A 13507-nucleotide genomic window follows, 5' to 3' on the forward strand; every position below is an offset into this window, starting at 1 on the left:
CGCCGCCGAACCGGCCGGTTCGGCGGCGGGGCCCGAGCACGAGGTGATCACCAAGTGGGCTTCGCGACACTGCCGTAGGACCAGGAGGAACCCTTCGACATCTCGAAGTGCAGGTGCGGCCCGCTGGAGTTGCCCGTGCTGCCGACCCTGCCGAGCTGCTGGCCGGCGGCGACTCGCTGACCGGCCCTCACCTGGCGTTGCGACAGGTGGGAGTAGGTGTAGACGTGCCCGTTGTCCGCGGCGAGGCCGATCCACTGGCCGTACGCGCCGCCCTGGCCGTTCGACCAGGCGATCTTCCCGCCGCGGACGGCGACCACCGGGACACCGGACCGGGCGGCGAAGTCCTGCCCGGTGTGCCGGCCGAACCCGTCCGGCTTCCAGGCGTAGGGGCCACGCTGGAAGAACCCGAAGGTGACCCGGTGCCCGGGCACGGGCGAGGCGACCTTCCCCTGGCCGCGACGCTTGGGCTCGCCGGCGACGCGGAACATGCCGGTGAGACGGCCGAGGTTGGCCAGGGAGGTGGGACCCGGTACACCGTCGGCGTCGGTTCCGCGGAAGCCCTGCTTGCGTTGCTCGGCCTCGTACGCCTTCTTGGTCTGGGGGCCGAAGTGGCCGGTCACCTTGTCGATCTTGTGGCCTCGCTTGAGGAGAGCCTGCTGCACGACGCGCACGTCGTCGTTCTTCTTGCCGAACCGGACGTTGGACACAGTGACGGACTCAGAGGCCATGGGAACTCCTAGTACCAGTGGGGTGCCCGACGTGGATCGGCCTGCTGCACGCGGGCGGCGAAGTTCGAGCCGGACTGGTTCACGCGATAGCGGTGGCGCACGTAGTTGACCGTGGCGCACATACAGGCGACCACGTCGTACGGCGTGGTGGCGGTGCCCGCCTGGTGGTAGGTGGCGAACGTGGCGGGGATGCACTGGGTGGCACCCCGGGAGCAGTTGAGCGGGTGCCCGTCGGCGACCTTCCGGCCGCGCGCGTTCATGTCCGTGGTGTTCACCCGGAACCTCGGGTGGTTCGAGGCGGACTCGCGCTTGGCGATGGTGGCCAGCGCCGGGACACCGAACTCCGGGTCCATCCCGGTCAGTTCACACGCCTTGCGGGCGTAGACCCGCATGGCCGCCTCACCGGCTTTGTCGTCGGGATCACGGAAAGTGACCTGGGCCAGGGCGAGCTTTCCCGCCCCGCCCGTCGGCGCGGGGCCGTCGTCGAGGCGGAACAGGCCGCTGAGCCTGCCGAGTTCGGCCAGCGACGCGGGGCCCGGAACGCCGTCGGCGTCGGCTCCGCGGAAACCCTGGGCGAGTTGCTCGTCCTGGTAGGCGGCTTTGGTCTGCGCACCGAACAGTCCGGTGGCGCCGTCGGGAATCTCGCGGCCCCGCTTGATGAGGGCCTTCTGCACGAGGCGCACGTCGTCGTTTCGCATGCCGAAGCGGACGTTGGAGAACCGGACCTTGGGCAGAGCGACCATGACGAACCCGTTGAGTCGACGTGGTGAGGGAACCGAGCGGGCGGATCCGCTCTGTTCGAACATACGGAAACGGCGTCAGCGGGGCGTCACCGTGCCGTCATCAGCGTGTTCACGGGCTGGTGTTCGAGTTGCAGAGTGTGCCCGCCGAGCCGAAACTGGTGACGACACGCCCTGTCGGAGGGCGCGCCCGGGCGACCCACTGCTCGTGAGGCGGTCAAGTTCGTGTCTGCTCCCCCCAGGCTGCGATTGCTCGGCCAGTTCCGTCTGGACCTGGGTGCCGAGCCCGTGGAGCTGTGCCGCAACGGCCAGCGGCTGCTGGCGTTCCTGGCGCTGCGCGGGCGGGTGTGCCGCACGGTCCTCGCCGGCACGCTGTGGCCCGAGGTCACCGAGGGACACGCCAGGGGCAGCCTGCGCACCACCCTGTGGAAGCTGCCGCGGGGCGAGCCGCCCCTCATCCGTTGCTGCGGGGACGCCCTGCTGGTGGCCCCGGCCCTGCGGGTGGACGTGCACGCCCTGACCCGGACCGCGCTCGGCGTCGTCGAGGGCTGCGGTCCGCCGCTCGACGCCCGCCCGCCGCTGGGCCTGCTGACGGGCGAGGACCTGCTGCCAGGCTGGGACGAGGACTGGGTCCTGATGGAGCGTGAGCGGCTGCGGCAACTGCGCCTGCACGCCCTGGACGCCCTCGCCGAGACCCTGGTACGCCAGGGCAGAGCCGCCCTGGCGATGGAGGCGGCGTGGGCGAGCGTACGGGCGGAGCCGCTGCGGGAGAGCGCGCATCGGGCCGTCGTGGCGGCGCATCTGTCGGAGGGCAACGTCGGTGAGGCGGTGCGCCACTACGAGGCGTTCAGCCGTCTCCTGGACGAGGAACTGGGCGTCGAGCCCTCACCGGGGTTCGCCCGGATGCTGCCCGTGCGGACGGGACGCCCGGACAGGAAGGAGGCATCATGCACCGGAGCGTTCGCGACTACTGGCTCACCTTCAACGACCCCCTCGAAGGGCGCGTCCACTTCATGTACCTGGATGTGAAGGGGTATGTGAGCACCGGCATCGGCAACAAGATCGACCAGACGGCGCGGGACAACTCCGCACCGACCGACCAGGAACGGACCGCCTCGCTGGCCGCCGCCAACCGGCTGCGCTGGCTCGTCAACGACGTGGACTCGGAGGCGTCGCCCGAGGAGATCGCCGCCGATTGGGACACCGTCAAGTCGCGGCTGGACCTCGCCCCGCTCGGGCACCGCCAGTTCGCGCCACCCCTGACGCGGCTCCACGTGAACGACGACGAGATCGACCGGCACGTGTTCGAGAAGCTCGACGAGATGGAGTCGGTGCTCCTCGGCCGGACCGGCTTCGGTGAGTTCGCCTCCTGGCCGGCCAACGCCCAGCTCGCCACGCTCAGCATGGCCTGGGGCATGGGCCCGAATTTCCGCTTCCCCAAGTTCCAGGGGCATGTGGGCAGCCGCGAATGGGTCGGCGCCGCCGACGAATGCCGCTTCCAGCCGGACACCGGCACCATCAAGATCCGCAACAAGCTCGATCGGGCCCACTTCCTGCTCGCCCGCGCCGTGGAGGACCAGGGCCTGCCCCTGGAGCAGCTCGCCCTGGACGTCTCGGACGTGTTCGGCGTCCAAGGGGCACTGCTCGCCCTGGGCTTCAAACCGCTCGCCCAGGACGGCGTCGACGGCCCCCGCACCCAGGGCAAGGTCAAGGAGTTCCAGTCGGCCGCCGGCCTCGGCGAGAACGGCGCCTTCGACGACCCCGACACGGTGGCGGCCCTCGCCGCCCAGCTCTCGAGTCTGGGCTTCGTCGTGTTCGTACCCTGACCGACGACCAGGCACCCGGCCCTCAGCAGACGGTGTGCGGGTTGAGCAGGTCACGCAGGAACGACTCCGGGTTGGGGATGGCGTCGGCGAGGACGCCGAGGTCCATGTCCGGTACCAGGGAGAGGGGAAGGGCCAGAGGGCCGAGCACGATCGGCGCCAGGAGCTGCCAGTTCTCCATGTGCTGCAGGGTGCGCAGCAGTTCCCGTACCGTCTCGCGCCAGTCCACGGACGGCACCTGAGCGGGGACGGCGAAGCCGACGAGATGGCCCGTCTTGCCGCCGGCGGTGGGCATGCGCGCGAGGCCCGCGAGCGGGTCCTGGTGCAGGGACGGGTCCTCGTTGAGGTGCTCGCCCCAGATCTGCGCGCGCAGGTCACGGACGGACACCCCGGCCCGGTGCGGCGCGCCGCCCATGGTGCCGTCGACCAGGTCCGTGTCGAAGACCCCGAGATGCAGCTCCGAATCCGTGGTGTGGGAGCGGAAGTTCAGGTTGGCGCTGCCCGCGGCGACGTACTGGTCATCGACGATCATCAGCTTGGCGTGGACGTAGATCTGCTGCGAGGTCGCGGCCTGCTCCAGGTGGAAGCAGTGGACGTGCGCGGGAGCGGCCGAGGCGATGCGCTGGAGAGCCTCCGTCCGCAGGGCCTCGTGGGCGTCCTTGAGCCCCGGCGCGTCGAAGTCGCGCGCGGTGACGAGGATGAGCTGGACACCCCGGCCGGCGGCGTCCCGCAGGTCGTCGACGAGGGGGGAGGGCCACAGGTACTGGTCCTCGATGTAGATGTAGTGCCGCGCCCGGTGAATCGCCTTGCGGTAGGCGGCCGTGACGGTGAACTCGCCGCCCGGCAGGAAGGAGTAGACGCCGTTGCAGGTGAGGGTGCGCAGCACCTGCACCGCCTGTGTGCCGGAGCGGGTCGGCGGGCCGGGTGTCTCGGACGGCGGGATCGGGGCGGGGGTGGCGTCGACACGGCTGGGCGGGGTGGGGTCGTTCCAGCGCTGGACCAGGTTCTGCCAGATCTGGCCGACGGCGGGCCCGAACACCGCGCACTGGACGTCGTGCCAGCCCGGCAGGGAGATCCTCTTGCCCAGGAAGTCCGGCTCCCGCTGCCGTACCGGCGGATCGACGTGGGCGCCGTTGTCCCAGCGGTCGAGGCACAGGTCGATCCCGCCGACGAACGCGCACGGGCCCTCGGCGGCGCCCTGCACCACCGCGCACTTCTGGTGGTGGGAGCCGAAGTCGCCGACGCGGGCGTCGAGGATCGCCGCTGCGCCCGCGTCGACCAGTGCGGTGCGGAAGTCGAAGTTGTCCTTCGACGGCAGCGTCGGCACCCTGGGCCTGCGCACGGGCAGCGTGGAGAAGTGCGAGCCGTACAGCAGGGCCCGTACGACGATGCCGTCGGCGTGGAGCTTGCGGAGCCGGTCGAGGATCCCCGGGGAGCCGGGGACCGTCGGGCGCAGCAGCTGCTCGGGGGAGAACCGCCAGCCGGCGAACAGCACCCGGTCCCCGGCGAGCAGGGTGTCCAGGCGGTCGGCCAGCAGGGTGTAGTACCCCTCGGCGTCGACGAAGAAGTCGACCACGTTGTCGCGGGTGAAGGCGGGGGAGCGGAAGGGCCCGAGTTCGGCGTCGGTCAGCAGCCAGTCCTCCGGGGCGACGGCCGCCGGAGCGGGCGGGCGCTCGGCCGCGGCCTGCAGCTCGTCCAGCTTGCGGACCGTCAACGGGCCGACGTCGTCGATCACCTCGGCCGGCGGGACGCCCAGCATCTCGATCTTGAACCGGGCCACCGCGGCGGCCGTCTCGTCGCCGTAGTCGCCGTCCGCCCCGAACCGCGGCAGACAGTTCGGGTCCCGGTCGAGCAGCGCGATCTGCACCTTGCGCACGGCCGGGTCCCTGCGGTTCCGGGTCCGTGAGATCCGGTCCTGGTCGTCGGCGATCGCCTCCAGCAACGCGTCGCCGGCGAAGAGCGTGCAGGCGAGCATCCCGGATCTCCTTACCTCTCGGACGTGCCGGACCGGGATGTCACGGGGTCCGGGGCAGCTCTCCGGGCGGCTGCGGCGCCGCGGCCTCCGGCCCGGAGGGCACGGGGGGTATGGGCGGCAGCCCGGCGGCGAGGTCCGGCAGCAGCACCGGCTCCAGCCGCACCCGCTCCTGGGCACCGAGATACCCCTCCAGCCGCGGCGGCCGGTAGCCCGGATCGCGGTCGTACCGCTCCTTGGCCGGCACCGCCAGGAACTCGTTGCCGTCGGGTTCGCCCTCGTCGCTCACCGCCGCTCCGATCGGCCGGTGCAGCGGCCTGGCCAGGCGGTACATGCCGTTCCGTGAGGAGTGCAGGGTCCCCGAACTGTCCGGCCGTACGCGGAATTCGGTGCTCTCCTCGGGGCGCATCACCTTGGGCCCCGCCGCGCTGAGCGCGTCGACGTCGAACTCCAGGCCGTACCTGCGGGCCTGATCGACCATCCACAGCAGGGGGATGTCGGACAGTCCGGTCTCCTTGTAGCCGCCGCCGACATCGCAGTGCACCCCGGCGAACCACACCTGCTTCAGCTCCTGGCCCTGCCGGTCGGCTCCGGGCTGCTGGTGCCACAGGGTCGGCCGGAACGCCGAGCGCTGCTCGTCGACGGCCAGCGCGTGGAAGGCCGCGCCGACCCAGCTGCTCAACTCGGTGTTGTGGAAGGCCCAGCGGCGGTTGAACCGTCCCGCGTAGGGCTGCAGCCAGGGCGCGCTCGGCATCGGGATGCCCAGTGCACCGACGGTGTCCCACACCCCGATGAAACGGACCTCCGTCTCGCGCGCGTAGGAACGGCGGAACAACGTGGCGGCGGCGCCGTTGGGTTGCTCGACGCGGTCCCGGTACAGGGCCCAGGCCTGGGGGATCCGGTCGGCGTGGTCCCGGCGCAGGATGCCGCCGTTGCGGATCAGTCCGGCGAGGCTGCGGGCGGTGAACGCGCCCCGGCTGAAGCCGAAGAGGAACAGTTCGTCGCCAGGCTCGTAGGTCTCGACGAGGAAGCGGTAGGCGTTGACGACGTTCCGGGACAGCCCGACGCCGAAGGCGCCGCCGCGCACGCGCTCGCGCCGCTCGGTGCCGACGCCGCTGTGGTAGTAGACGCGCTGCTCCTTGCCGCCGGCCGTGCCGGGGATCAGGGACAGGGCGACCTTGGCGACGTTCGTCTTGCTCGGCTGGTCGGCGAAGTTCCATGTGCCGTCGCAGCAGACGACCAGACGCTTGGCCATGGCATTCCCTCCCACGAGAGCGGAGCGGCGCCCAGCACCACTTCCATGCTGGCACCACACTGAGGGCCACGCCATGCGACCGCCACGGGCCGGATCCTCGTCGCACCGCCACCCTTCCCCTACTCTCATGACGGTGCGTTACGTGCCGGTCGCCGACCGCCACGCGGACGCCGGAAAGGCGCGACGAGGTGACCGAGTCTAGGCTGGTGAGTTGCAGCGAGCGCACGCCGCCGGACGTGCGCTGCGGCGGCGAAACCGACACGCACGCACGGTGCGTCCCCGCCGAGCCGTCGATGGCGGACGGACCGGCCGCGTCCCGCCCGAACAGCCTCTTCCGTGCCGACCCGGAAGAGCCCCTCGACCTCCAGGACGCCGACCTCGCCGCCGTCGAACCCCTTTTCGACGGACGGCCCTTGAGCCTCCGGCATGGGGAGGAACCGTCATGAGCGAGCCCGGTACCGTCGCACTCCGCGCCCACCAGGACGGCACGGTCCAGGCCGTCGCCTTCAGCCCGGACAACAAGCGCTTCGCCAGTGGCGGCGGCGACACCCTGCTGCGGGTGCGCTCGATCGGCATCGGGCCGCCCCCGCTGGAGGTGACCACCGACGGATCCGTCACCGGCATCGCCTTCAGCCCGGACGGCACCCGGATCGCCGTCGCCGACTTCGAGCAGGTGTTCCTGCGGGACAGCACCACCGGCACGGCCCTCTGGCAGGGACCGCTCGCCCCGGGCAACTCGGTGAACACCGTGCGGTTCGCCCCCGACGGACGGATCGTCGCGGTCACCGACACCCTGGTCGCCGTACTCGACCAGGCCTCCGGGGAGATCAAGCAGCGCATCACCGTCGACCCGCCGCTGATCGCCGACGTGGACCTGAGCCGGGACGGCACCCGGATCGCGCTGGCCGTCGACGAACGCCACGGCGGGAACCACCAGCACGCCGGATCCGCGCGGGTGCACGACCTGGCCACCGGCAAGCAGATCAGCCGGCTCACCCCGAAGGACGCCGTCCTCGCCGTCGCGTTCAGCCCCGACGGGCTGACCGTGCTGTGCTGCGCCGCGGACGACACCACCCGGATGTTCGAGGCGCAGACCGGGAAACAGGTGTGGCCGACCCCGGAGGACATCGACGACCAGATCACCGCGCCGAACTGCCTGGCCTTCGACCCCAAGGGCAAGTGGACCGTGGTCGGCGGCTCCGACGGCTTCGCCCGGATCCTGGACGCGGACGCAGGCATCGAGAAGGGCCGCGCGCCCAAACTGACCCCCGGCTCCCCGGACGACCAGAGCTTCGGAGCCGTCACCCACGTCGCGTTCAGCCCCAACGGCAAGCACGCGGCCAGCGCCTCCATCGACAACGTCGTCCGGCTGTTCAACCTCGAGGGCAAGGAGCTGTACACCGTCTCCACCGACGAGGTGCTGGCGCTGAAGTTCAGCCCCGACGGCCGCTGGCTGGGTGTCGGCACCATGAACGGCGCGCTGGTGATCGACAACGGCGACGCCGGCCAGGGGTGAGAAGCCATGGACCCGCAGGCACTTCTTCAGCAGGTCGCCGGTCAACTGCGCGCGCTGGCCAAGGACGCCGTGGACGGCCTGGTCCGCTCGTTGCCCGAACTCGGGGAGGACCCCTCCGCCGCGGGCACCGTACTCGCGGGGCGACTCCTCGCCGTGCACGACAAGCTGCCGGCCGGCAACTCGCTGGTGGAGCTGGTCCGCGAGACGCTCGGCGACCTGGACGGGGCCTCGCCCGTCCGGCTGCACGGCTGGCGGCGGGCCCCCGGCGCCCCGCTCGGCGTGGCCCTGGTGCTGACCGACCCGGCCGGGCGCGCCGTGCTGGGAGTGACTCCGGACGGACCGGTGTTCGACGTCGTGGTGACCCCGGGTGCGGCCCTGACGCTGCCTCAAACGGCCCGGGGGCCGTGGAGCACCGAGGCGACGATCGCCGCCGGACAAGGCTGGGACGCCGCGTTCGGACCGGGCCTGCCACCGGCGCCCCCGGGCGGAAACGCGACGATCAGGCTGCGGCGCTCGGGCCGTCTCGCGGCCGGAATGACGGACGGGCCGGGCATGAGCGTCGACGGCATCGCGCTGACCGTCACCTCGGAGCCCGGTACCCCGGCCGCCGTGGAGCTGGAGCTGCAGGGGTTCACCGCCGCCGTGCTGCCGGCCGCGCTGGCCCGGCTGCTCGGCATCGGTGGCGCGAGCCCGATGTCGGGCCCGCCCGCGCCCATCGTGCTGCGAGCCGACCGGACCGGCGGCCTGCGCTTCGCCGGCACCGGCGGTCTCAACGTCCCCCTCCCGTTCCGGCTGAACGCCCCCGCTGTCTCCAGCCGGGGCGCGTCCCTGGAGCTGACCTCCGACGGAGGCGAGCCCCGGCTGGCCCTGTCCGTGTCGGCCAGCGCCGGCCTGCCGGGCCTGCCCCTGAGCGTCCACCTCGAACGCGCGGGCATCGACCTGCCCGTCACGTTCGCCCCGTCGAGCCGCCCGGGCCTCGACCCGAGCCGGCTGCGCGAACTGTTCCCGGACGGCATCGGCACCGAGCTGAAGGTGCCGCCCGTCTCCGGCGGCGGCCTGGTCCGACGCACCCCCGATCAGGGGTACGGCGGCCTGATCTCCATCGACCTCGGCGTGCTGCGGGTCCAGGCGGTCGCCCTGTTCCGGCCGCCCGACGGCAAGGCCCCCACCAGCTTCCTGGCGCTGCTGTCGGCCCAGTTCCCGACCCCCGGCATCCAACTCGGCCTGGGCTTCGCGCTGGACGCGGTCGGCGGCCTGGTCGGGGTGAACCGGCGCGCGGACGTCACGGCGCTGCAGCAGCTCGTCGGCGACGGCAACGCCGACCATGTGCTCTTCCCCGACCGCGCGGTGGAACGCGCCCAGGAGATCATCGGCTCGCTGGGCTCGGCGTTCCCGGTGGCGTCCGGGCGCTTCCTGGTCGGGCCGATGATCCGCCTCAACTGGGGTGGACGCATGGTGTCGCTGTCCGGGGCGCTGATCCTCGAACTGCCCGCACCGGCGCGTGCCCTGCTGCTGGGACGACTGCTGGTCGGACTGCCCGACCCGGCCGTGCCGCTCATCCGTCTGCAGGCCAGTGTGCTCGGCCGAATCGAACCGGCTGAACCGCTCGTCGAACTGCTGGTGTCGCTGTCCGGCTCGTGGATCGTCGGCCTCGCCGTGCGCGGCGAACTGTATCTGCTCGTACGCGGCGGCCGGCAGCCGCTGTTCGTGCTGTCCGCCGGCGGCTTCCACCCCCGCTACACCCGCCCCGCGAGGGTTCCGGCGCTGAACCGGCTCCAGGTGGACCTGGCCCCGGGCCAGGGCTGGGGACTGCGCATGGAGGCCTATTTCGCCGTCACCTCCAACGCGGTGATGTTCGGTGGCCAGGTCCAGCTGAACGCCACCATCGCCGGCTGCGGGGTCACGGGCTGGCTCGGCCTCGACGCGCTGTTCGTCTTCGACCCCGTGTTCGCGTTCTCCGTGCACGTACGCGCCGGAGTCGCGGTGCGCGCCTTCGGCCGCCGACTGGCCGGGATCGCCCTGGACTTCACGCTGGAGGGGCCCGCGCCCTGGCACGCCTTCGGCACCGGCAGCATCTCGGTGCTGTTCTGGGACGTCGAGCTGGACTTCGACATCCGCTGGGGCTCGCCGCCCGCCGTCCGCCAGCAGGCCGGGCGCGATCCGATCGGGGCACTGACCCCCGAGCTGGCGCGGTCGAAGGCCTGGGCGGCGCAGCGACCGGCCGCCGAACGCACCGCGCTGGTGTTCACCCGGGACGCGAACGAGAAGCTGAACCAGGGCACCCTCGTGCACCCCGACGCCACCCTGCGCGTCACCCAGCGCGTGCTCCCGCTGGGCGTACCGATCTCCCGGTTCGAGCGGCGGCCGGTACCGGCGCAGACCTGGACGATCAAGGAGATCACGGTCGGCACCACTCGGCCCGCCGCCGGACTGCCCTCGCTGTCCGAGCGGTTCGTGCCCGGCGAGTTCTTCGACCTCACCGAGGAGGCGCAGCTCAGCGAGCCCGCCTTCGTCAGCCGGGCGAGCGGACTGCAGGCGCGCACCGAGGGCATCGCGGTCGGTGCGGGCCACCGCGTGGACGACGGCTACGAGACCGGCTACGAACCCCGGCTGCCCGAGCGGGAGTTCTCCCTCTGGCCGGGGCTGTTCCGCCTCGAGTCGGTGTTCGCGGTCAGCGCCGCCGAACGGCTGGAGCGGTGGCGTACGCCGGAAGCGGCCATCACGGTGCGCGCCCCCAAACTCACCGTGGCCGCCGCCGATTCGCTGGCCCCGCTGCTGGACGACGTCACCATGGTCGACGCCACCGCCGACGCCTGGCAGGCGATGAGCGACCGACTCGACCAGCCCCAGGAGGCGTTGCGACTCGTGGAGAGCTGGGAGGTGGGCCGATGACAGCGTCCCGTACCCGTCATCGTCCCGTCGGGAGCGCCGTATGAGCACACGTTGGTTCTTCTCCTCCGCGCGGGTCGGTGCCGCCGCCTCGGCCGACGGCCAGCAACTGCGCACCTCGGTGCGGTTCTTCCGGGACATCGAGGGCCGCCGCGAGGAGCCGGAGGTGAAGGGACCGACCCTGTCCCTGGTGGGACCGGGCGACGTGCTCGGCTTCGACCGCTCGATGGTGCTGCGCGAGGAGCCGCCGCCCGGCACGCCCGACGCGGCGGAGAACGTGCTGGCGAGCGTGGAACTGGCCCACGCCGACCTGCCCTGGCTGCTGTCCCCGGGGACGGTGGCCACCGCGGGCGGTCCCACCCCGCAACCCTGGCTCGCGCTGATCGTGCTCGCCGAGGACGAGGCCGCCCCGCCCCGCCCGGGCAACCCGCTGCCCGTCCTCACCGCCCCGGTCGCCGCACTGCCCCCACTGGCCGAACGATGGGCCTGGACCCACGTCGAGGCACGGCTGCCCGACGACGTCACCGACGTCGACAGCGCCCGGCGGCTCGTGGAACAGGGCGTGCGCGACCACTCGGCGGGTGTGGTGGGACGGCTGCTGTGCCCGCGCCGGCTGGCCCCGAACCGCGGCTGGATCGCCGCCGTGGTGCCCGCCACCGCCGCCGGCCGCGACGCGGGACTGAGGGTCACACCCCAGGGGGCGGCCACCGCGGACGCCTGGCCGGTCCCCGGCCGGGACACCGTCGACCTGCCCGTCTACCACTCGTGGACCTTCCGTACGGGACAGGCGGGCACCTTCGAGGAACTGGCCCGCAGGCTGCGGTTCCGGCCCGCCGCCGAGTCCGGACTGGGCACCCGGACCATCGACGTCGGCCGCCCCTGGCCCGCCGAGGCGAGCAGCGGCCCGGCCACCGTCGCCATGGACGGCGCGCTGCGCCCGCCCGGCACGACGACACCCGAGACCTGGTCCGACCCCGCCGCCCAGGACCGCTTCCGCGCGCTGATCCGCGAACGGGTCGACGCACCGGCCCTGCTCCGGGACGAGCCCGTGCCCGACGGGGAACCCGTCGAGGACCGGGACGTCGCCGCCGTGGCCCCGCCGCTGTACGGCAGCCACCACACGGGCGAGCAGACCGTGCCCGCCGAGCCCGGATGCTGGATGAACACCCTCAACGTCGAGGTCCGCCGACGGGTCGCCGCCGCACTCGGCTGCCGCTATGTGCAGGTGGAGCAGGAGTTCCTGATGGCCCGGGCCTGGGAACAGGTCGGTGAGATCCGGCGGGCCAACCGGCTGCTGGCGGCGGGCGAGCTGGCGGCCGTCGCCGCCGAGCGGGCCCAGCGCAAGCACCTCGACCCGCTGGACGCGGCCGATCTGGTCACCGTCATGGCGCCGGTGAGCGGGCGCGTGCCCGTGTCCGCGATGCAACCGGACGCGGAGCCGACCACACTGGCCACCCTGCTCGCCAGGGCCCCGGACCTGCCGGCCGCCGCGGCCAGTACCTCCTTCGCCCGGCTGACCCGCGCGGGCGGCGCGCTGGCCCGGCGGGCCCAGCGGGTGACGGCCGACCAGGGCGCCGAGCCGCCGCCGACCGGGTCGTTCCTCGCGGGAAAGCTCAGATCCCTGAACATGATCAGCGACGAGGAGCCCGAGGCCGGTCTGCCGGGCGAACTGCGCGCCGGACTCGGCCCGGTGCGGCTGCAACTGCTGCGCCTCGCCGACCGTATCCCCGCCGACTTCTGGGCCCGGCGCACAGCCGAGGACGACCGGCCGCTGCGGCCCGTCATGGCCCACCCGAAGTTCACCGTGCCGATCGCCGAGGAACTGCTGGCCCGCTGGCCGGAGTGGGCACTGCCGGGCATCGGCGGGCTGCCGCAGGACTCGGTGACCCTGCTGGAGACCAACCCCGAGTTCATCGCCGCGCTCCTGGTCGGGCTGAACCACGAGTTCAACCGCGAGCTGCTGTGGCGGGAGTTCCCCACCGACCAGCGCGGCACGCCGTTCGCCCGGTTCTGGCCCGGCGCCGACGCGGACGTCGAGGAGATCGCCCTGTGGCCGTCCGACGCCCCCCTGGGCAGTCAGCTGCGCACCGGCGGCGAGGGTGACCTGGCGATGCTCGTCCGCGGCGACCTGCTGCGCCGCTTCCCCGGCACCGCCCTGCTCGCCGTGCGCGGAGTGGACGGCAGACTGCCGGCCGCCTTCGACGGCGTACCGGCCACCGCGCTGGCGCTGGACGAGTCCACCGTCCTGTACCTGTTCGCGGACCTGGACGAGGAGCGGGCCCGCGCCGAGGACTGGTTCTTCGTGTTCCGCGAACCGATGCGGGGCACCCAGTTCGGGTTCGACACCGGCGATCAGCCCGCCACGATGCAGACCTGGGCCGACCTCACCTGGCAGGGCGTCCATACGGAGCCCACCCGATGCGTCCAGCTCGGCCGGCCGCCCGACGGCACGCCGAACCAGTTCACCCAGCCCGATCCACCGGTCTGGGCCCGGGACGCGGCCGACATGGCCCGTATCGCCTTCCAGCAGCCGTTCCAACTGGCCTTCCGCGCGACCACGTTGCTGGGCGGCTGATCACCGTGC

Annotated in this window: 10 protein-coding genes; 6 read left to right on the forward strand and 4 right to left on the reverse strand. The window is 72.7% G+C overall.

The annotated features are described in order from the left end of the window. Positions 1 to 47: 47 nt before the first annotated feature. Both ACWDRW_RS38035 and ACWDRW_RS38040 read right to left on the reverse strand, forming a co-directional pair. Positions 48 to 728, reverse strand: a complete 681-nt coding sequence (locus tag ACWDRW_RS38035; protein WP_451732418.1) for a peptidoglycan DD-metalloendopeptidase family protein — start codon at positions 726 to 728, stop codon at positions 48 to 50. 8 nt (positions 729 to 736) lie between these two features. Next, on the reverse strand, positions 737 to 1471 hold the full coding sequence (locus ACWDRW_RS38040; RefSeq protein ID WP_451732421.1) for a peptidoglycan-binding protein: 735 nt from the start codon (positions 1469 to 1471) through the stop codon (positions 737 to 739). Between the two features lie 222 nt (positions 1472 to 1693). Between ACWDRW_RS38040 and ACWDRW_RS38045 the strand changes: the two genes are divergently transcribed. After that, a complete protein-coding gene (locus tag ACWDRW_RS38045; protein ID WP_451732424.1) occupies positions 1694 to 2497 on the forward strand; it encodes an AfsR/SARP family transcriptional regulator in 804 nt (267 codons plus the stop codon). Further along, positions 2416 to 3294: a peptidoglycan-binding protein gene (locus ACWDRW_RS38050; RefSeq protein ID WP_451732427.1), complete on the forward strand. Its 879-nt coding sequence runs from the start codon at positions 2416 to 2418 to the stop codon at positions 3292 to 3294. Before ACWDRW_RS38045 ends, ACWDRW_RS38050 begins: the two co-directional genes overlap by 82 nt. A 22-nt stretch (positions 3295 to 3316) precedes the next feature. Here the strand turns inward: ACWDRW_RS38050 and ACWDRW_RS38055 are convergent, their stop codons facing one another. Both ACWDRW_RS38055 and ACWDRW_RS38060 read right to left on the reverse strand, forming a co-directional pair. Further along, entirely contained in the window at positions 3317 to 5266 is a 1950-nt protein-coding gene (locus ACWDRW_RS38055) for a phospholipase D-like domain-containing protein (RefSeq protein WP_451732430.1), read from the reverse strand. A gap of 40 nt (positions 5267 to 5306) precedes the next feature. Continuing rightward, positions 5307 to 6518 carry a DUF2235 domain-containing protein gene (locus ACWDRW_RS38060; protein ID WP_451732433.1) on the reverse strand — a complete coding sequence of 404 codons (1212 nt, stop codon included), beginning with the start codon at positions 6516 to 6518 and terminating at the stop codon, positions 5307 to 5309. Positions 6519 to 6706: 188 nt separating this feature from the next. Between ACWDRW_RS38060 and ACWDRW_RS38065 the strand changes: the two genes are divergently transcribed. Genes ACWDRW_RS38065 through ACWDRW_RS38080 form a run of 4 tightly spaced genes read left to right on the forward strand, consistent with a single transcriptional unit; the run spans position 6707 to position 13498 of the window. Continuing rightward, positions 6707 to 6964: a hypothetical protein gene (locus ACWDRW_RS38065; protein WP_451732436.1), complete on the forward strand. Its 258-nt coding sequence runs from the start codon at positions 6707 to 6709 to the stop codon at positions 6962 to 6964. Next, a complete protein-coding gene (locus ACWDRW_RS38070; RefSeq protein ID WP_451732439.1) occupies positions 6961 to 8034 on the forward strand; it encodes a WD40 repeat domain-containing protein in 1074 nt (357 codons plus the stop codon). Before ACWDRW_RS38065 ends, ACWDRW_RS38070 begins: the two co-directional genes overlap by 4 nt. Positions 8035 to 8040: 6 nt before the next feature. Beyond that, the gene (locus ACWDRW_RS38075) at positions 8041 to 10926 is read left to right on the forward strand and encodes a DUF6603 domain-containing protein (RefSeq protein WP_451732442.1); all 2886 of its coding nucleotides are present in this window, start codon (positions 8041 to 8043) and stop codon (positions 10924 to 10926) included. 40 nt (positions 10927 to 10966) lie between these two features. Further along, entirely contained in the window at positions 10967 to 13498 is a 2532-nt protein-coding gene (locus ACWDRW_RS38080) for a hypothetical protein (protein WP_451732445.1), read from the forward strand. Positions 13499 to 13507: the final 9 nt, after the last annotated feature.

This window comes from Streptomyces sp. NPDC003635 (assembly GCF_053587635.1).